Here is a 20020-nt window from a genome sequence, read left to right as displayed (position 1 = left end):
AGCTCTATGAATGCCTGATAATACATTTATTCTTGATTCTTCTGATAGCAACCCCTTCTTCACTGACTCCTATGCTATCTATAATTGTCTCAATCATCAGTCACTTCTATATGTTAGCTGCAAAAAGGCTCCGAAAGTCATTCTCCCGACTCCAGAGCCCTCCTGCCTATTCTTCTATCTATCATTAACAGATCCGTTCCGTTGGTTTAATTCGTTCCCTGTGATTCTCGCCCCACAGATTCATCAAATCCATCAACGGGACTAAACTTTCCCCGTATTCGGTTAATGAATATTCCACTTTGGGCGGAATGACCGGATACACCTCGCGCTTAATCAGCCCGTGTGCCTCTAACTCTCTTAGCTGGTAGGTCAGCACTTTCTGCGTGATCCCGGGTATCAGTTGAGCAAACTCACTGAATCGTTTGGTCCCATTGCGCAGATGACAGAGAAGCAATAGCTTCCATTTGCCCTCAATGATTCCAAGCGTTACGTTCGCAGCATAATCACATTCAGTTGGCCTCATTCGGCATTACCTCCTTCACTTACACTTACTTCAAAGAAACTAACGCGAAATAAAGTGCGTACTTCTCAGAACTCTACCATTCAAGCATAATCAAATACGTTCTTATAATCAACAGCAAGAGGGGAGTACAGCATATGCAAGCAACTACGACTAACAATGCCAAAACATCTTATCCCATTGCCATCTATATCTTGATGATCAGTGCGTTTGCTATCGGTACAACTGAATTTGTTATTATGGGGCTTCTGCCTGACGTAGCCAATGATCTCCATATCTCCATCAGCAAAGCAGGGCTACTGGTGTCAGGTTATGCTCTGGGGGTGGCCATTGGCGGGCCATTACTGACCGCATTAACTGTCCGTCTACCTAGGAAAACTCTGCTCCTGGCACTGATGGCTCTATTCGTAGGAGCCAACCTGATCAGTATGGTCGCCAGCGATTATACAGTTCTCATGATTGCACGTATTCTGTCAGCTGTCGTTCATGGCACGGTATTCGGGATCGGTTCTATTATCGCCGCCAGTATCGTCAGTCCGGATAAAAAAGCTACTGCGATCGCCATGATGTTCATCGGCGTCACTCTAGCGAACATCCTCGGCGTTCCCTTAGGAACCTGGATTGGCCAAAGTCATGGCTGGCGTTCGACTTTCGGGGTCGTATCTCTGCTAGGTTTGTTCTCGTTGATCACCTTAGCCATATTCGTTCCTAAGCTGAAGAGTCAGGAGACTCCCAGTTTTCGAAAAGAAATACGTGTTCTTCGCAGCCCTCAGGTCCTGCTCACCCTGCTGATGACGGTTCTGGGATTCGGAGGCGTGTTTGTTATTTTCACTTACATTTCCCCCTTCCTGACGGAAATTGCCGGCTTTCAGGAAAGCACCGTGACGGTTCTGCTGCTCCTGTTCGGCGCAGGATTAACCCTTGGGAACATAACAGGTGGAAAATTAGCAGATTGGAAGCTGATGCCGTCCCTGATCGGGATGCTGATCCTTCTTACTGTTGTGATGACCCTGTTCACATTCACAAGCCACAACAAAATCGCTACAGTGATCACGATCTTCATCTGGGGATTCGCCGCCTTTGGCACAGTACCCGGGTTCCAGATCCGTGTTCTGGATAAAGCCAGTGCTGCACCCAACCTGGCCTCTGCACTCAATATCGGCGCTTTTAATCTTGGCGGTGCAGGCGGCGCCTGGCTCGGAGGTATCGTACTGGACAGTCCGCTGGGACTGCAATCCTTAACCTGGGTAGCTGCTTTGGTGACGCTGCTGGGATTACTAATCACGCTATGGGGACAACGTGTAGAGAAGAGGCACAAGGCTTAACGTTCACCCTCATAAGAAGAAAAGCCTCCCTGAAGGGAGGCTTTCTTTACAGTTAAACAGAGGGGCCAAGCTGCTGGAGAATCCGTTCCCATCTTCCAGGGTGACTCTCATCCATATGGACTGGCGTGAATCCCAACTTCCGATAGATTTGAATGGCTGGCAATCTGAAATCATCTGTTTCTAAATAGGCCGTTCCCCCGCCCTCTTCACGCATCTTATGCAGGGCGGCAAGGCTTGCCGCAAACCCCAAGCCTCTTCCGGAATACTCGGGCAGCACACCCACCATGTGCAGATACCAGTTGTGACTCGCTGTCTCCCAGGCAGTCGCAGTAGCGACAGGCTGGTCGCCTTTACAGAGAAATAATAAGCGATCAGCGTAGAGCGGAACGATGTCGCCAATTTTATCCGCAAACTTCACGTCTCTAGTAAAAGAATGACGGATGAGATCCTCCCAATTGCGTTCGTCTCCATGCTGGTAGGACATTATCCGAAAGCCCGTTGGACATAGAAATGGCGGCAAATCGTCCAGCGTCTCCTTCTGCATAATCAGCTTCGACAGTCCTTGTCCCATCGTTACTCCCCCCTCTTCGCCTTAAAATCAGGAAAGGGAATGGCTTGTCCGCCCGCTTTCACCGATTCCATGGATAGGGAGAAGATCGAGCTCCAGGTAACCGCATCATATACATCAACTGAAGGCTCGCGATCCTCCTGGATGGCCGAAATAAATTCCTCCAATACTAGAAAATCACCCCCGCCATGCTTCGTCCCTGCTGCGAATGCTCCCCATTGTTTCCACGTTGGGTGATCGTACTGAGGCTGGTAGTTCTGCAGGGGTTCCCACATCTCCGACCCGTCCTCTACATGCTGAGGCGAACGGTTCTTGAACCAGATCAAATCATCTTCCTGCTGATGCCGGCCTGTAATAAAGGCACCTTCCGTACCTTGGAGTAAATAATGCGTTTTATTGTGCGGCCTTACCGAGGTCCAATCCACACGCAATTCGATCAGCACACCCTTCTCGGTCTGCAAAATAGCTACTGCGCTATCTCCCTGCTGCCAAAATCCGTTCCCCGCAGCCGGATGATCCTTGCCAAAATGCTCACTAAAGTAGCGCTGCAGCGATCTTGATTTGGACACAAAGGTAGAGACTTGCTTCAAGCGGTCTCCGCCCTCCTTGTTCAGGTTGATCCACTGCGCAATGGGGCCAATGGAGTGTGTAGGATAATTAATTCCATTAAATTGTTGGTGCAGCTGGCCCCGCCAAGTGAGCGAGCCATCCGGATGGTGGATCAAATGGCGCAGGTCATGGATATACCCGCCCTCCAGGTATGTAATCTCACCGAACATCCCCTGATCTGCCATATGCTTGATTGTCAGATTGGAACGGGAGAAGCAATAATTTTCGGACATCATATATTTAAGTCCTGTCCGCTCTACCGTCTCGATCAGCTCCCAAGCTTCATCCAACGTTCGGGTAGCAATAACTTCACTAAGTACATGCTTGCCAGCATTCAGTGCGTCGATGGACTGTCTGGCATGCAGATGCATAGGACTTAATATAAAAACAGCATCCACCGAGGGGTCTTTCAGCATTTCGTGATAATCACGATAGGTACGGATTTCTGGGAATTTCTCTTTCCACTGAAGAAGCACCCATTCATTCAAATCACAGGTTGCAGTCAATTGAATTCGGTCAGAGAGCGAGGATAGGGCGTTCATAAAGCTGGCCCCCCGATTCCCGCCAACAATGGCTAATTTTACAGGCTTACGGCTCATTTCCTTGCAACTCCTTTGCGGGCTGTTTGGGCATTGACGAAGAGTCCCAGCGCAGACGAGTCACCTTCACAGCTGGGATGTCTCTCATAATCGTACATGTGCGGCGTATAGACACGCGCCCAGTTGGATAGATCCTCGCTGGCGAAGCTGATCGTTTCCACGCTAACCTTCTGGTCTATAATGTTCACCATTCGCACAGAGGGTACATCCGGTACAGCTGCCGTCTGGATGAAGTGCCAGTGTTCTTGGCGAACAATGGAATTCACGTGATTATGTCCGTTAAAATAGAATCCGCTTCCCTGCCATTGTTCAAGCAACGGCCAGATCGCGAGGTCAGGGTCTAGAGACATCATGGTTTCGGTCGACCTTGCGGTTGTCCCGTAAGGCGGATGATGGCCGATCATAATCAGCGGCTTGTCCGGGTCCTGTCTCAATTGGCTGTGTAGCCAGTTCCATTGTTCCTCGTCTATGGTGCCGCTCCAATCCTCACGAATTTCACGCGCGGTATCCAGCAGTATAATTCTTGCGTCATGCTCCTCGATCACTTCATATCTCTTCAACCCGGTTAACGCAAGAATATCGCTCTTCGGATGCGTATACGTATCATGATTACCCAGCACATGAAGAAAACGGTCGCGTAGACCACGCTTTTCAATGTGCTCTATGACATACGTGAATTCGGCGGCTTCTCCCGCATGCGTTAAATCACCGATCGAAATATAATAATCAGCCTCCAGGGATAAGAACAGATCCATGAAGCGTTCATAATAAGCATCACGGGCAGCGGCTATCGAAGGCTCATCGCTGGTTAGTTCATACGGGTAATGCAAATCTCCAATTATAGCTAACTTCAATCGTAGTCCCCCTTAGCCTTTGATTCCTGAGTGCATAAAACTGCCGATCACCTTACGCTGGAACAATAAGAACCCCAGCATAAGAGGTGCCGAAACAATTAGCGTCGCCGCGCTTACGTCACTCCATTGTGCCCCTGACTCGGTAGATTTCGCGAACATCGCCAGCCCTACGGTCAACAGCCGGTTCTCTTCGGAATTGGTCACGATCAACGGCCACAAGAAATCATTCCAGTGGAAGCTGAAAGAGACGATCGCGAACGATACATAGACCGGCCGGGACAACGGAACATAAATTTGCGCCAGGATGCGCAGACGGGAAGCCCCTTCTACACGGGCAGCTTCCTCCAGTTCATACGGTAATTGCTTGAAAGACTGCCGAAGCAGGAAGACACCAAAGGCGGATGCGAAGTAAGGCAGCATAATTCCGATCTTGGTATCCAGCAGACCCATGTCACTTAAAATCTGATAGTTAGAGAAGATTAGAACATCAGGCGGTACCATGATTTGTACTAAAAACAACATAAATACTAACTCTCTGCCCACGAAGCGCACCCGTGCAAATGCGTAGGCGGCCATGGTCAACGTAACCAGCTGAACAGCAAGAACGCCAGTACAGACCAATAACGTATTTAAAAAGAATTGCCCAAAGGGTGCCGCTTGCCACACCCGGGTGAGGTTATCGAGCGTCCATCCCCAGGACCAGCCTGTATCCACAGCCGAGGCTTTGGGCAAAAAGGCCGTTCTGGCCACCCATAAAAAAGGGATGATCCAGAGCGCCACCACACCGAAGCCGATGCCATGCGACAGCACTTGAAGAAGTCTTCGACCGAACCGCCGATCCCGGTGCATAGCCCGCTCTTCTTCTGCCAACCTGCTTTTCTTCTGCCTTGGCAGAAGTGACAGCTTTAATGGATTGTCCATGAGCCCCGTCCTATTCGTAATGAATTTTACGATCCCACCCAAAGAACTGGAGGGACGAGATAATGAGCAGCAGACCGATCATCACGACGGTCATCGCAGCAGCCATTCCCTGATCGTAGAAGTTAAAGGTGGTATCGTAGATATAGTACAATAGCAAGTTGCTGGAATTGTTCGGACCACCCTTGGTCATAATCCATAGATGATCAACCAGCTTGAAAGAATTCGTAATCGCAACTACCATGACGAACAACGTAGTTGGCATCGTGAGCGGTATGGTAATCCGCCGTATCGAGGTGAAAGTGCCAACACCGCTAACCGCTGCGGCTTCATACAGATCTTTCGGAATCTGCTGCATCCCCGCCAAATAGAAAATCATGAAGTAACCGGCTTCCTTCCAGACCATCATGACAATTAGCGCCCCCATTACCGTATCGGGGTTCCCAAGCAGATTGACCGGCTGATCTGCGATCCAGGCGGCAAACCTGGCGAACAGCCCGAAATGCGGTGTATACAGAAACAACCAAATGTTCGCCACAGCGATCATTGGAATCATATTCGGATAAAAAAAAGCAAGGCGGGCAACCCCGCGTCCCTTAATCGCCTTGTCGGCAAACAGCGCCATGACAAACGCGAGTCCTACTGAAACGGGAACCGTTCCGACAGCAAACCAAATATTGTTTGCTACCACTTTTCTAAACACCTGATCTTTAAGCAGGTTTGCATAATTCCCCAACCCGACGAACACAGGTTCAGGGGTCGCCAGATTCTTTTCATATAAACTAAGCCACACGGATTTCAACATCGGGTAGTAGGTAAATAAACAGAGAAACAGCAGTGAGGGCAACACCAGCCCCCAGCCAAAGCTATTTCGTTTGAGCTTCTCACTCCATCCGGCAAGCATGCCTTTCCGTCCTTTCTGCCACGGGCTCTGGATCATTCCATTTCACGGTATAGAATGGAGTACGCCTTGAGATAGAGACCCTCCCGGCGTACTCCGCAACAACTCCTTCTTATCCGTTGCCTTTGTTACTTATTGAACGGGGCAAGCGCCTGATCGGCTTCTTCCTGCGCTTTCTGCAGTGCACCAGCAGCATCCACTTGTCCGGCTAAAGCAGCTTGAATCTGATTCGTGATCGCTGTCGACACTTTACCGTGGTTATGCGTAGACAATTCTCTGAAGGCATACTGCAGTTGATCGCGCGCAACAAGTGCTTGCGGGAAATCAGCCGTATATTTCTTCATGGCTTCTGTATCATAGGCTGATTTGCGCACGCCTACATAGCCGGAGGAGCTGCTGAACAGTGCGGCCTGCTCTGGAGCAGTCATATATTTAGCAAATTCCCAAGCTGCTGCTTGCTTCTCAGGCGAAGTGTCTTTAAAGATGTACAAGTTGCCGCCGCCCGTAGGTGATCCGAATTGTTTCTGTGCAGGCGGGAAAGCCACACCGAAATCGAACTTGGCATTTGTTCTGACATTCGTCAGGTTACCGCTTGTGTGCATCATCATTGCTGTCTTGCCTTGAATAAAGTCAGTAGGCACGGTAGCCCAGTCAATTACGCCTTCTGGCATTACCTTGTCTTTGTGGGACAGGTCCAGCCAGAATTGCAGAGCTTCCACATTCTCAGGTGTGTTGAACATTGCTTTTTTACCGTCATCGGACATGATGTTTTGCTTAGGATCTGTGGCATTTTGCCGGGCAAGCATTTGGAACATCCAGTAGGAGTCGTCATTACCCGGGATTTCCAGGCCAGCATGACCGTCTTTGTTCAGCTTTCCGGCATAGGATACAAGCTCAGCCCAGGTTGTCGGCGGCTTCTCAGGATCTAAGCCTGCTTCCTTGAACATCTCTTTGTTGTAGTACATGACAATTGTGCTTCGTTGGAACGGAAGGCTGTAGGTTTTGCCTTCGGTTTGTGTATCTTCCATAAAAGCAGGATAGAAATCATCCATATTAACGTCTGTATCCTTAGCGATCCAATCATCCAGCGGAACAATAGCATTCATATCCAGCATGCTGTACAATTCCGTGGACATCATCACGGCTACATCCGGCGGCTGCTTAGCCTGAACACCGGCTTGAATTTTCACTGTATTATCACCATAATTGCCGGTATATACAGGATTCACTTTAATTCCAGGATGCGTCTCCATAAAGGATTTGGCCATATTATCGATAACTTTGGTCAGTGGACCCCCGACGTTAACCGGATAATAGAAGGTAATTTCTACGTTCTGTGTGCTCGGTGCTTCAGTGGCCTCTGCACTTGCAGAAGGCTGCGCAGTAGGGTCTGCGGCAGCTTCTGTAACACTATTATTATTAGATTGACTACAGCCTGTGGCCAGTAGAGTACATCCCATCAAGAACAACATCAGTTTCGATTGCTTCATCATTTCTATAGGCTCCTTTTTAGCTTCGATTGGATTAGAAAGAATAGTGACGGAAGTTCACGCTTATGCGATTAGAACCTACATCGAGAATGTGAAGCTGGGCTCCGTCAGCCGTTGGCAGCACTGCAATACCTTGAGCTTCGGTACCACTAGGCAAATTACGGTCTACTGCAACGGACACATTACCGTTATCCACATCGACTTTATAGAGAGTCTGGGTCTTATTATCTGAAGAAGCATAGAGGTATCCGTTATACATCGCAGCACCTTGAACCCGATCAATGCTTTGAGTAAGCGGAACCGTCTTAATCAGGTGCATGTCGTCAAGGCTGAACACGTTTAACACATCAGCATTGTTCCATTTTGCCGTGTACACCTGCCCGCGGGCAGCATCTACAGCAACCCATGGAACACCTCCAGGATGGAGATCTAGCGGCAGCGCATAAGAAGTACCGGTATACTGCAAGGTATTGGCATCATAAAGGGCGATGTACGGATGCTCGTATTTTTTCCCATCTTCAATAGGAGCATAAATCTTCCCGTTATAATAGGAGATATCCCCGATGTGATCCCCGCCAAGCGCGGATATCTGGGATGGAATCGCCAAAGGATTCCGTGCGATTACCGTCTTGCCGTCCAGTGCTGTACGAAGCAGGCCATAAGGTGAGCTGAAAATCCATGCGTTCCCATCCGTCGTTACCCCTTGCCCCCGTTCCAGGGCATCTAACAGCCAGAAAGTTTGCTTGGACACTTCATGCCAGGGTTCAGCTGCTGCTGTAATTGCAAAATCACTTCCCAGATTTTCCGTTTCTACCGGATCTGCAAGTACCGAAGACATAGACACTGAACTGGACACCATTACTCCCGCAACAACCAGACCCCAAAACCTTGCAACTTTCATGTTCTTCTCTCCTCCTAGTGTTATCTTGGCCCAGCACGTCCTCACGCCTGACCTTAATCCCATTCTAGGGCTGATCCATCCCCCTCCTATTGAACAAAATACTTCTTTCCTTGAATAAAACTCTCATTTGCATATTTATTCCGACATGGAGCCGGGTTTAGCTGAAATTTGATAAGCATACAGCTTCGGAGTCAATCCAGTCTCCCGTTTAAAGACTCTGGTAAAATGCCCTTGGTCGGCAAAACCGACTTGAGCAGCAATTTCCTTCAAGCCTACCTTGCCTGATCGGATCAGGAATTTGGAGCGTTCAATACGGAGGCGGATTAAATAGTGATGGGGAGTATAACCGGTCTGCTGCTTGAAGACACGGATAAAGTGGGACTGACTCATATTGGCCTTCGCGGCCAGCTCAGCCAGCGGAGCATCTTCCTCCAGGTTCTCTCGCATGTATTGGATAACGCGGAAAATCTCCTGGTTCGCTAGCGTTTTAGCACCAGAATGTTGGGGAATGACAGAGGAATAGTGCTGCAGTAAGTGAATGATTAGCATATTGGACAGTGAATCGCTGTATATTTTCCCCTTCGCTCCGCCATTCTGCAATTCTTCCAGCATCCAGAGCCCTAACTGCAGGAGCTTGGAATCTTTGACATGGAATTTGCGGTCTAATTGAATGTGCCCTTCCGTCAAAAATCCGGATTCACGGGCAACTTCTTCAATCACAGAAGGAGTGATCTCAATATTCAGGAAATATAACGACGTCTTGCCCCAGGGGCAGAGGAGGCTCTCGTTGCATGGGGTAATATGAATCGTATAATAATTTTCGTAATAAGCCGTACAATGAATTCCTACCAAATACTTGGGCTCCGGCGAGGGACTAAACGCTTGTTGCGGACTGTACCATTGCGAGACCTTGACCTTATCCCAACCCAGGTTGTCACTTGCCAGAACAGGCTGAGATGTCGTGGAGACCGATTCTGTAAAATTTTTCATAGCCATCACCCCTTGTCCCCCCAATCTATCAGCCATATATGCGCGCCGCGTCAATGAGTTGTAAAACATTTGTAAATCTCTACATCGCAAATGTTGTATTGCACAGCAATATTTTCGTCATAACGTCCCTATGTGTGTCTTGCTTTGGCAAATATGCCGCCACTTCGGACTTACCTCCTCATTGAGGGTGCAATCCGACATCCTCCCGCACCAAAAAGCGCGAGTGACAGGTGTGAAATGAACCTGTTACTCGCGCTTTTTTTCAAACCACCGACTAAACCGATGGTTATGACTGCGGTCTTCGAATGCCAGAGCTGTTAATTAACAATCTCATACACGCTCTGGAAGAAACAATGCCTCAAACTTCGCTTTTCCTTGCTTTTCAATCCAGGTATTGAAATCCGTAAGTGCCGGGAATGCCTTGCTCACAACAGAAATATCGACCTCGTGGCCTTCTTCGTTTAGCCACTGAAACACGCCGGCCAAGATTTCATTATGCTGACGCAATGTTTCCAGCGGAACTTGAACATAAGGAATGGTTCGGTTGGTTATGCGGCCTATAGCATCAGCAATCTGTACGGGTGTTAGCATGTCACCGGCAATTTCGACAGTTCTGCCCAAATAGTCGTCTGGGAATCTAAGTGCTAACACAACGAAAGCGCCGATGTCGTCCACAGCTACAAGCGGGATCACTCCATCTGGCTTGAAGGCTTGTGCGATCATTCCGTTCTGCACACCGGCTGTCATCGGGTCTGAGAAGTTCTCCATAAAGGTGGCGGGACGCAATATGGTAGCCGGCAAATCTAATGAAAGAATATACTGCTCTATATCCCATTTCTGCATGTCACGATAACGGGATTGCGCATCTGCACCGCCAACTGATGTATAAATGAAGTGCTGAATGTTCGCCTTTAAGGCAGCGTCCGCTACAGCCTTCCCGATACGTCTTTCATCGGCATTGGTTTCGAGAGTAGGGTTCCAGCCCGATGCTTGAACACTGAATACGCCATATACCCCCTGCATAGCGGCATCAAGTGAGGCAAAATCGTTCATATCACCTAAAAAAAGCTCAGCTCCCTGTTGGGCTAGTTTCAGGGCCTTATCGCTTGATAAATCGCGAACAAATGCACGAACCTTCCAGCCATCAGCGATTAAATGCCTAACAGCGGCACCTCCTTGTTGTCCCGTTGCGCCTAAAACCAATATCTTTTTATCAGTCATATCCCCATGCTCCTCTCTAAGCTGTATAAGACTATCTCTGCTTAAACTAAACCATTACAGTAAAATAAGTCCTGTTGTTATCCTAAATTATTAACTATATAATTTAAAGGAGACACATTATTTTTATATAACTTCATAAAGTAGACTACCTATATTTTAGTTAGGAGTGATTTCTGTGGATGTACGCAAAGGGGACGAACTATGCCTCATTTCTATTCGTGAAGCTTTGGAGGTTGTTCGCGGAAAATGGTCCTTTTTGGTGCTTTCCTTACTTAGTCTGGGGCCGCAACGATTTAATCAAATGCGAAGAAATTTAGATAACATCAGCATCAAGTCTTTAACGGATGTCCTGCGTCATTTGGAGCAATATAAAGTCATCAATCGCGAAGTGTTTCCTACTGTACCAGTAACCGTTGAATACTCACTAACCGATAAAGGACGGGAGTATATCCCCGTGCTTGCGCAAATGCGTACATGGGGTGAAAACTGGGGGGAACATCCGCAGCTTGTCGATGGTCGCGAATATCGTTGTTGTACAAATAGATAAGCATGGAGAGAATACAAACCGGGTTATAAATTGAACTGGTCTTCAGCAAATATAAAAAGACAGCGAGTATCCGTTATCGGGACTCGTTGTCTTTTTTGGTTTTACGGCATTTGCCACTAGCTTCAGCTAATCATGATCTAACAAAATTAGAACACTACTTCCATCCTGCTTCTCAGGATAGTGATCGCCACTTATTCAAAATCAGTTCGGAAGCTGACGTCCTTGTTCGCTTCCAGTTCTTCACGCAGTTGGTCCAGCTTCTCGGATGCTCTCCGGTAAGCATCACTGCCCAGGAACAATTGAGCCGGCGGATTCGGTGATTCCGCCAGATCAATGAACACCTCTGCCGCTTTTTCAGGATCACCAAGCTGCTTGCCATCTGCCGCTACGAACTGGTTATGTCCAGCGTGAAGCTTGCTGTAATCCTCAATTTTATTGGCAGACAGAACCAGGGAATCCGCCTTATTGAACTCCGTTCTGAAGCCTCCGGGTACTACTGCCGTCACTTTGATCCCCAGAGATTGCACATCCTGGGCAAGCACTTCTGTCAGTCCCATTAGCGAGAACTTCGTCGCTGCATACACACTCCAGCCCAAATGCGGAGCGAAGCCCGCGATAGACGAGATATTGAAAATGTGCCCTGACCGCTGCTTCCGCATATAGGGCAGCACACTTTGAATGACATTAATGGGACCAAATACATTGACTTCAAAGTTAGCCATGATCTCCTTCTGCGATAGCTCCTCGATTGCACCACCGATGCCATACCCTGCATTGTTAACCGCTACATCTATTTGCCCGAACTGCTCATACGTCTTTGTCACGGATGCCTGGATCGAATCTGCTTGGGTCAGATCGACCGCGAGCGGCAGGAATTGTCCTTCCGACACCTCACCCACGGCTTGCTTTAAATCTTCTATATTACGTGAAGTTGCAGCGACTCTATATCCGCTATCAATCAATTTTTTCACCAAGGACAGCCCCAGCCCTTTCGAAGCACCGGTCACGTACCATACTTTATCATGTTGCATATTTTCCCCTCCAATGGATAATCATTACTGTGTAATAGGCGATTGCCGCCGGTCTGTTGGAACAACCTTATTATGCTCCTGCCGGGTGAAATTCCGTTAGAATATTACTCTCACGTTCTTGCCTATTATTCTCACCTTACTTAACAAACACAGTTCAAGAATTTATACTGAAACACAGTAATGGGAGGGATGCACATGCTGGATGATGCTCAAAAAACATACTATAAACAGCTGGAGCTAGCGAAGCTCGTCGAGAAGTTCTCCGGTAAAGATGGCGACCATGCTACCCTCATCCCCTCACTGCATCTGGTTCGCGATTCCCACTCCGAGGTTCCGATCTGCAGAATTCAAAAACCATCGCTATGCATCGTTGCCCAAGGTGAGAAGGTTATTATGCTCGCAGATGAGCGCTACCGATACGGGGTATCTGACTACCTCGCGGTGTCTCTGGATGTGCCGATAACCGGCCGGGCTACTCAGCCCTCTCCTGAATCCCCCTACTTAGCGATTCGTCTGGATTTAGAGGCCAGCCAAATCTTTCAGATCATGAAGGAGACGGACCTACTTCCCAAGAGCACTAATAGATACCATAGAGGATTATTCGTAGGCAAAATGAATAATGCTCTCCTCGACGCAGCCGTCAGACTGGTAGGCCTGTTAGAGACGCCGAAGGACATTCCGGCACTGGCGCCCCTTGTCATACGGGAGATTATTTACAGACTCCTTAGCGATGATCAAGGAGATGTGTTCAAGCAGATTGCCATGGCTGGAAGTAATTACGCCTCCATTGCTGAGGTGGTCGAGCGGATCAAGAGGGATTACAACCAGCCGCTGCGCATCGAAGAATTAGCTGAGCTTGCGAACATGAGCTCCTCCTCGTTATATCGTCACTTCAAAGAAGTGACCGCCATGACCCCAGTCCAGTATCAGAAGCAAATTCGACTGCAGGAAGCTCGCCGCCGCCTGTTAACCGAATCTACCCATGTGGCAGATATTGCGTTCGAGGTAGGCTATGAGAGCCCCTCCCAATTCAGCCGGGAATATGCGCGTTTGTTCGGCTTCTCTCCAATGAGCGATATTAAGCGGTTCAGCTAAATGCCTTTGTATAGAAGCGGAACAAACACCGAGGCACAGTTGGCTTGGCGAAAACGAGCGATGACGTGCCTGCTCCAGTCACGCTCATATTGTGGATGGGAGGCTAGAAACAGCTCATCCAGATGGTTAAATGCGGCATCATACGGCATAGCCGGATTGTCGCCGTTGAACTCCAGTTGCGAGATATGCAGATAGATGCCACCGGGCAGCGTGATCTTTTCCACACCATCCGGCAGCCCCTCGAAGGAACTAACCCGTGTACCAAAGCAACTGTTCACTTGTCCCTCCACCCCCGTATCAACTGGAAAGCCATAGTAATCATGCAGATAATATTGAGCCGCTTCTACTGCAAAGACCTGCTGCTCCACTTCAAAGTATTTGGTAATTACAAATTCCTCCGAGTCAGGAGGGGTCACACTGCATGCTATTTTCATCTCGGGAAGCGTCACCGGGCGGCATCTTAAAGTCTCGAAAGAATCCCCAGCATTGGACGGAAGCTTGATCGGCTCGTACTTCACAAGCATATCCCCGTCCTCATCATAGGTATTGAGGGGGGAGCTTGCCGGGTTATAAACATACTTTGTATCGGTACGGAAGCCATTGACAAAATACTCGTCAGCCTGCATCCGTTCGTCATATCCGGCTCTGCCTTCTTGCTTCTTCCCGTTGATCAACATCTTGGCATAGCGGCAGGCCGGTATCGTCAACGTTACCGTATTCTCCGGGAGATGAGCCGGCAGATTCGCCAAGCTGTCCACAGCAATCCCAACAACTACTCTGTAGTTGCCATCCCCCGCGATATCATAACGTGCGCTCAGCAATTCCTGTTCCGCCAGCTTCACCCCAAGGATATCGGCTAGCAGCGCCGTTTCTCCTTCAGCAATCATTTTTCGGGCAAAAAAATAATCATTTAAATCACGGCCAGCCGTTCCACTTCGCCCATAACCATAGCCACGGCTCTCGTAGGTGATCGTCAAGCCAATTCCGACAATCTTGATTTCACTTCTGTCAACAATAGCGCAGAATTCGTTCACCTGTTCTACCAATACCTCTGCTTGACTGATGCGGTTTGCCTCCTCCACCATGCTCATAATGACTGGTTTTACCTTGGGTCCATAACCCTCGGGGCTTGCATCCAGCTTTTTGGCTGTATTCATTAGGATTCCTCCATTCGTCACTGATGTCACCCATTGTAGCCGTTTCGTACTTCGTAGTATTATCCGTTCTTACCATTTTTTGAGTCTGCGATATAATTTCTGCTGCACGCTCCCAGTATCGCTGATGGCCTGGTATACCGCAAAAGCAGGTTCATCCTCGCACAGCAACCCATTGTCATTAATCCATCCGGAAAGAATCTGATCATATACCGTATAATCGCCGCCGCCACTTTCCTGCAACATCGCGCAGCAAGTATCGCCCTCCACTCTCAGCAGCTTTATTTCAGAATTCTGTGGAAGCTCCAGTGCCTCTGCAACTCTAATTCCGCAGATACAAGCGTCCGGCATTCGGGAGACATAGAATTCCTGCTCACTCTTCAGCAAGTGAGGGAAATAGACTGCTGCAAATCCTGTGACTGCTGCCGCTGCTGCCTCTTCCGCTCTCGGACCCATTTTTTCCGACACCAAGAAGACCATCTCACCTGGACAAGTTAGTGTAATTCGGGGAAAGTCACTGCGCTTGTGCAATGGCAGGTACAGCTTTAGCTTCTGGAATGTGCCTTGTCTGATTATGTATTCCTCAAAGTATGGTCGTTCACTCTGTACGAACATGCTCCTGTTTAGCCAATCAATGCAGAGATAATTCCAGGCCTCGAAGATGGCATCTTCCTTATGATCGACAATCACGGTCGCAAAACTGTTGTTAAACGAAGAAACTGTCTCCAAGCTTGTAAATTCCCCCTCCGCCAAATCCCTTGCGTCAATACCCTGAATATACAGCTCATAGCAAAAACGATTCCCATCCTGCTTGCCGTTCCTCCCAAAAATGCGCCCCCTGTAGCCAGGAAGCAGGGAGAACAGAGACCGCATGGCATTCCGTTCAATATTCTCCAGACTACTGTGATAATACCTTGCTCGCACCGTCTCCGGAATACATTCTGAGGCCACTGACACTTGCCTGTCGTTCTGGCTGTTATACGGCGGGAAATAATAATAGCAATCCCCGTTCCGATATTCCAGAGGGGACTGTCCCAGCGTGGATTTGACATGTTTGCAAAAAGCCTGCTGGGAGCTATACCCCCATTCCATCGCGATATCCGCCAGCGGCATCTCTGAATGCTTCACCAGTGCCATCGCATTGGAGAGTCGGCGCTTGCGGATGTATTCCTTCACCGAATGACCTGTCACACTATAAAAATCTCGATATAACTGCATGGGCGACAGGAAGCACCGCTTCGTAAGATGCTGTATGTCCAGCCCCGCAGCGAGATTCCGTTCTATATATTCGATTATCGATTGAATATGCGGTTTGGGCTGCACACGACCGCCTCCCCGATAAGGAATAGTAGCATACCCTTATATCGTAAACCTTTTGACACTGTGGGAACTGTTAATTACTTCTCACAAGATCGACCACCTCGAACAGAAATGATCGGCCGCTCAAGAATTCCCTAATGTAAGCCTGAGCGTAGGGTTGCTCCTCAATCAGACTTGCTGTCTCCAGCGGATTAGAGGCATGATGAGCGTAATTTCCGATCATAACCATGATGAAAAAGCATTCCAGCTCGCGGACATAGTCCCCTGTAAGCTTCCTTACGCTCTCATATCCCTGTATGAACATCCAGCGGTGCTTCGGCCAAAGCCCCAACAACGCCCCTGCCATATCGTAAAGATAATAGCCATAGCCACATCTTCCGAAATCAATGGGGTAGGGCTCATCCTCCAGAATAACGATATTACCGCTGTGCAAATCGCCATGGATAAGACCATGGTTACGATCGTTGCAGGGTATTTCTTCGAGTTGTGAGCACACTTTTTCAGCAGCTGCCTGATAGGATCTCCAAGCCTCCTCCGACAAAAATACGGAATAATGCTGTTCCAGCTTAGCCAACTCAGACCGGAAGCTGCCGGCACCCCATACAGGGCGCGTAAAATCTGCTGGCGGGTCAAACTTCACAGCGGCTTCATGAAGCCTGCCCATCAGCATCCCCATTTTATTAGCCAAACTGTCGGTAAAATCACCTTCTACGTGGCTGCCCTCTACCCAACGCATCATGGTCACATAATAGGGACGACGTTGCTCACCAGCAACCTCAATGTCCAATACATACGAGCCATCACGGCTTGCAATCCCTTCCGGAACCGTCAGATCATCACATAAGTTAAGCGCCTGTAACAGCGTTAACTCGGATTGAATTTGCTCTTTGCTCATGAGGTCCGAATGAATACGCAGTAAATAATGGCCCGTTGATTTCGTCTCTATTTTATACGTGATGGTGTCCGATAGCTGAATGAACTGGATGCCCTCCCATTCGATATCGTAGTGCATAAGTGCCGACAGAACTATCGTCCTGGCTTTGTTCAATAAAGAACGCCTATGCTGCGCTGTGTCATACCTGGAAAAATCATCCATACCTAGTCCTCCCGGTGTCTTGTGCCTGGGATCGATAACGCCGTCCCTGTTCTGTTGGTCATTATAGCAATGACGGGCCACCCGGAAATATACAATAAATGATTAAAAACTGTATTTTACACAGCAAAAAGCCACATCAGAATAAGTCCCAATGCGGCTTTATGTGACTACTTTTTTGCATATACAATCTTCTTAATACTATCTCTGGATAGGCAAAACCGGTCGGCCAGCTGGTCCATCGTGACCCCGGTTGAAAATTCTAAACGAATGGTCTCATTTCTGTGATCCAGATACTTTCGGCTGCCGGATTTCTCGCCCCATTTCTTGCGCACGCCATCCGGCTTGGGGATGTACACCATCCCGCCATGGACATATTTCTGTACTTCCTTCAGCAAGGCTTCCGGGAAGATTAGGTCAGCATTTACATATTTCATAATAGCTCCGCTCCTTTAAATGTTGAAATCTTAAAGGTAGCAAAGTCTATTCTATAAACATGAACACTGTCATATAAAAGCGGTTACTTATTTCTATTCAGCTCTATGCAAACAACCGCTTGTTGTTTATAGAATAAACTCTGCATAGAGCGCTGATCTAATCTAGCCATGTGGTGCCCCTCCCTTCCTTAACATGCAATATGATTACTTTTTCTTCCTTCCCTTATTTTCCCTTCGTTTGGCATTATCTGCAACCCTAAATTTTACAATCCTGCTTATCAATTCATAGGGCATTGGTTGGCCGATGGGAAATTGCACAGAGCCTTTGGCTCCCTTATACCCTGACAGTTCTTCCTTAAAAGCGGCAATTCCGCTGGCCCCCGGGTAGAAGCCGATATGGTTCTTGTAAGCAGCAAAATGCACCAGGTTGCCTTGCAGCGCAAAGGTGGGCATCTGATAACTGATCTTCTCCACCGCCTCCGGTGCAGCTTCGTGTATAACACCTCTTAACGTCTGAAGTGTCTGCTGAACTTCGGTAGGGAACAACGAGATGTATTCATCTATTGTCTCAAAAACAGGCTTGTCCGTATCCATATGATTCCTCCTTTCACTGCATGGTTAGTATGGTTATATATTTCTGGGCTCATTCTATATTTAGCGCTATTTCAAGCTCTTTAAAGCTCACTTCAATGGTTCGAGATGGATAAAATTCTCCAGCACTCCTACCAATTCGGACAAATCATTAATGATCGCATCAGCCTCAACAGGGGGCTCCCAGTACTGGTCCTTTTTCCAAATCGCTCTCATTCCGGCCTCTCTGGAGGCCTGCACATCATTTATCGGATGATCTCCTACGTATATACTCTCTTCGGGTGCTACGCCCAGCCGCTCTACTGCTAAATTAAATATTCGGTGATCTGGCTTTCTTAGACCTTCCTGTTCTGATACCAGTATGGCCGAGAAAAATCGTTCAATGCCCAAGGCTTGGATATTGCTCATTTGTAGTGCTGTAAAGCCATTGGTTATCAGACCTAGCTCTATTCCCTGCCGCTGTAACTCTTCTAACAACTCAACCAAATTAGGGAATGGTACACAGGACTGATGAAACTGAGACACATAATCTTTAAGTAGTTCTTCCCACGTTGTTCCCTGAATCCCAAACTCATCTATCAATTGCCGATAGACTACATCCTTCCATACATAGCCCCTTGCATCTAGCTCGACAAATCGGTTAATCAGAGCTTCCTTCGAAGTATGGCCAAGGCAATGCCCCAAGCGTTGATGCTGCATTTCAACAAATCGTTTCAAGGATGTATCCCGGTCCAGCAATGTTCCGTCCAGATCAAACAGCACAGCCCTTATCACTTGGATGTATTCACTCCTCTGAGGTTAAATTAGGGTCCAAGCGGATTCGCCTAAAACCACTATAATCATTCTACCTCTTGATCACTCACTCGCCGAATTTTATAATTGAAAAATCTTCTAAATCGGGGTGAAATGGATGTCTTTCCGCATCGTTCGAGGTATGTAGCTGCCGGGCTGGATAAAACGCGTACCAGCCGTCAAGGGGGAAGTCTGCCCTTTGACCCAGTGCAATCTTGAGCAATAGCCAGCGGAGACTCCGTATTATTTTATTCTCATTGGAAGGTGGAATTTAAGAATGAACAAGGTAGATTATAAGGAATTTTATGATAGAGTCGGTGTATTAAACGGTTGGGATTTCAGCCATGTGAAATGCGTGTCCGAAGAAGCTCCTTGGGACTTCTACCGTGAAGTCACGAAGAGATGTCACCCCTCCGACCTCCTGCTGGATATCGGAACAGGCGGCGGAGAAGCCATTTTATCCATAGCTGATTCAGCAGCGCTGCTGGTGGGCATTGACCAGTCTACTGGGATGATGGAGACAGCAAACAGGAATCTATCCAGCTCCGGCAGAACAAATGTCCGTTTTCTGGAGATGAATGGTGATCAGTTGGAGTTTCCGGCACACTTCTTTAATGTGATCCCATGCAGACATTCTCCTTATTCCGCCAAGGAAATAGCACGAGTCTTGTCCAAGGATGGAGTATTCCTGACCCAGCAAGTGGCCGAGAATGATAAGTTGAACCTTAAAGAAGCATTTGGGAGCGGGCAAGCTTGGGGTACACCGGGTGGCACCCTCAAGCAGCAGTACCTGACCGAGCTAAGTGAAGCAGGCTTCAGGGAGATTCAGTCCTACGAATATAACATCACCGAGTATTACCAGACCGCTGAAGACCTGATATTTCTGTTGAAGCATACGCCGATCATTCCTGGCTTCGGCCAGAACGAAGAGGATTTTCAGATTCTTGAGCGATTTATTGCAGAGAATCAAACCGAGCAAGGAATTATGACAAACTCAGAGCGTTTTATGATTACTGGCCTACTCTAAAACTGGTCGGCCGGTGGATGGGTCGCTGGAATGGTGC

General features: G+C 48.2%; 21 protein-coding genes. 4 read left to right on the top strand and 17 right to left on the bottom strand.

Annotation, left to right across the window (positions count from 1 at the left end; genetic code table 11):
• Positions 1–184 precede the first annotated feature (184 nt).
• Positions 185–523, bottom strand: a complete 339-nt coding sequence (locus ACFORK_RS23215) for a winged helix-turn-helix transcriptional regulator (RefSeq protein WP_379203506.1) — start codon at positions 521–523, stop codon at positions 185–187.
• A 134-nt stretch (positions 524–657) separates the two neighbouring features.
• On the opposite strand from ACFORK_RS23215, the gene ACFORK_RS23210 reads away from it, so the two are divergent.
• A complete protein-coding gene (locus ACFORK_RS23210; RefSeq protein WP_379203504.1) occupies positions 658–1845 on the top strand; it encodes an MFS transporter in 1188 nt (395 codons plus the stop codon).
• Positions 1846–1897: 52 nt separating this feature from the next.
• Here ACFORK_RS23210 and ACFORK_RS23205 read toward each other — a convergent pair whose 3' ends face one another.
• The 9 genes from ACFORK_RS23205 to ACFORK_RS23165 all read right to left on the bottom strand — a co-directional run bounded on the left by ACFORK_RS23205 (position 1898) and on the right by ACFORK_RS23165 (position 10896).
• A complete protein-coding gene (locus ACFORK_RS23205) occupies positions 1898–2416 on the bottom strand; it encodes a GNAT family N-acetyltransferase (protein WP_379203501.1) in 519 nt (172 codons plus the stop codon).
• Between the two features lie 2 nt (positions 2417–2418).
• Positions 2419–3621 (bottom strand): Gfo/Idh/MocA family protein, encoded by a 1203-nt coding sequence (locus ACFORK_RS23200; RefSeq protein WP_379203499.1) that lies wholly within the window; start codon positions 3619–3621, stop codon positions 2419–2421.
• On the bottom strand, positions 3618–4475 hold the full coding sequence (locus tag ACFORK_RS23195) for a metallophosphoesterase family protein (RefSeq protein ID WP_379203496.1): 858 nt from the start codon (positions 4473–4475) through the stop codon (positions 3618–3620). The genes ACFORK_RS23200 and ACFORK_RS23195 overlap by 4 nt, the downstream gene beginning before the upstream one ends.
• A gap of 12 nt (positions 4476–4487) precedes the next feature.
• Entirely contained in the window at positions 4488–5324 is an 837-nt protein-coding gene (locus ACFORK_RS23190; protein ID WP_379203555.1) for a carbohydrate ABC transporter permease, read from the bottom strand.
• Positions 5325–5406: 82 nt separating this feature from the next.
• On the bottom strand, positions 5407–6333 hold the full coding sequence (locus tag ACFORK_RS23185) for a carbohydrate ABC transporter permease (protein ID WP_379203494.1): 927 nt from the start codon (positions 6331–6333) through the stop codon (positions 5407–5409).
• Between the two features lie 89 nt (positions 6334–6422).
• Complete coding sequence (locus ACFORK_RS23180) at positions 6423–7787, bottom strand: ABC transporter substrate-binding protein (RefSeq protein WP_379203492.1); 1365 nt, start codon at positions 7785–7787, stop codon at positions 6423–6425.
• A gap of 31 nt (positions 7788–7818) precedes the next feature.
• The gene (locus tag ACFORK_RS23175; RefSeq protein WP_379203490.1) at positions 7819–8685 is read right to left on the bottom strand and encodes a DUF6923 family protein; all 867 of its coding nucleotides are present in this window, start codon (positions 8683–8685) and stop codon (positions 7819–7821) included.
• A 135-nt stretch (positions 8686–8820) separates the two neighbouring features.
• A complete protein-coding gene (locus ACFORK_RS23170; protein WP_379203488.1) occupies positions 8821–9675 on the bottom strand; it encodes an AraC family transcriptional regulator in 855 nt (284 codons plus the stop codon).
• A gap of 330 nt (positions 9676–10005) precedes the next feature.
• Positions 10006–10896 carry an NmrA/HSCARG family protein gene (locus ACFORK_RS23165; RefSeq protein ID WP_379203486.1) on the bottom strand — a complete coding sequence of 297 codons (891 nt, stop codon included), beginning with the start codon at positions 10894–10896 and terminating at the stop codon, positions 10006–10008.
• Positions 10897–11071: 175 nt separating this feature from the next.
• Between ACFORK_RS23165 and ACFORK_RS23160 the strand changes: the two genes are divergently transcribed.
• Positions 11072–11443, top strand: coding sequence for a winged helix-turn-helix transcriptional regulator (locus tag ACFORK_RS23160; RefSeq protein WP_379203484.1), 372 nt, complete (start codon positions 11072–11074; stop codon positions 11441–11443).
• 191 nt (positions 11444–11634) lie between these two features.
• Here ACFORK_RS23160 and ACFORK_RS23155 read toward each other — a convergent pair whose 3' ends face one another.
• A complete protein-coding gene (locus tag ACFORK_RS23155) occupies positions 11635–12474 on the bottom strand; it encodes an SDR family NAD(P)-dependent oxidoreductase (RefSeq protein WP_379203482.1) in 840 nt (279 codons plus the stop codon).
• A 189-nt stretch (positions 12475–12663) separates the two neighbouring features.
• Between ACFORK_RS23155 and ACFORK_RS23150 the strand changes: the two genes are divergently transcribed.
• A complete protein-coding gene (locus tag ACFORK_RS23150; protein ID WP_379203480.1) occupies positions 12664–13569 on the top strand; it encodes an AraC family transcriptional regulator in 906 nt (301 codons plus the stop codon).
• Here ACFORK_RS23150 and ACFORK_RS23145 read toward each other — a convergent pair.
• The 6 genes from ACFORK_RS23145 to ACFORK_RS23120 all read right to left on the bottom strand — a co-directional run bounded on the left by ACFORK_RS23145 (position 13566) and on the right by ACFORK_RS23120 (position 18938).
• The gene (locus ACFORK_RS23145) at positions 13566–14726 is read right to left on the bottom strand and encodes a hypothetical protein (protein WP_379203478.1); all 1161 of its coding nucleotides are present in this window, start codon (positions 14724–14726) and stop codon (positions 13566–13568) included. The genes ACFORK_RS23150 and ACFORK_RS23145 overlap by 4 nt on opposite strands.
• 69 nt (positions 14727–14795) lie before the next feature.
• Positions 14796–16046, bottom strand: coding sequence for a helix-turn-helix transcriptional regulator (locus ACFORK_RS23140; protein WP_379203476.1), 1251 nt, complete (start codon positions 16044–16046; stop codon positions 14796–14798).
• A gap of 70 nt (positions 16047–16116) precedes the next feature.
• The gene (locus tag ACFORK_RS23135; protein WP_379203474.1) at positions 16117–17139 is read right to left on the bottom strand and encodes a phosphotransferase enzyme family protein; all 1023 of its coding nucleotides are present in this window, start codon (positions 17137–17139) and stop codon (positions 16117–16119) included.
• A gap of 167 nt (positions 17140–17306) precedes the next feature.
• The gene (locus ACFORK_RS23130; RefSeq protein WP_379203472.1) at positions 17307–17573 is read right to left on the bottom strand and encodes a CD3324 family protein; all 267 of its coding nucleotides are present in this window, start codon (positions 17571–17573) and stop codon (positions 17307–17309) included.
• A gap of 204 nt (positions 17574–17777) precedes the next feature.
• Complete coding sequence (locus tag ACFORK_RS23125) at positions 17778–18167, bottom strand: iron chaperone (protein WP_379203470.1); 390 nt, start codon at positions 18165–18167, stop codon at positions 17778–17780.
• Positions 18168–18254: 87 nt separating this feature from the next.
• Positions 18255–18938, bottom strand: coding sequence for an HAD family hydrolase (locus ACFORK_RS23120; protein ID WP_379203468.1), 684 nt, complete (start codon positions 18936–18938; stop codon positions 18255–18257).
• Positions 18939–19233: 295 nt separating this feature from the next.
• Between ACFORK_RS23120 and ACFORK_RS23115 the strand changes: the two genes are divergently transcribed.
• Positions 19234–19983 carry a class I SAM-dependent methyltransferase gene (locus ACFORK_RS23115; protein WP_379203466.1) on the top strand — a complete coding sequence of 250 codons (750 nt, stop codon included), beginning with the start codon at positions 19234–19236 and terminating at the stop codon, positions 19981–19983.
• The last annotated feature ends 37 nt before the right edge of the window (positions 19984–20020 follow it).

Origin of the sequence: Paenibacillus sp. GCM10012306 (assembly GCF_042649265.1) — a bacterium.
Taxonomy (GTDB): Bacteria; Bacillota; Bacilli; order Paenibacillales; family Paenibacillaceae; genus Paenibacillus_AQ.
This window is presented reverse-complemented; position numbering and strand designations above follow the sequence as displayed.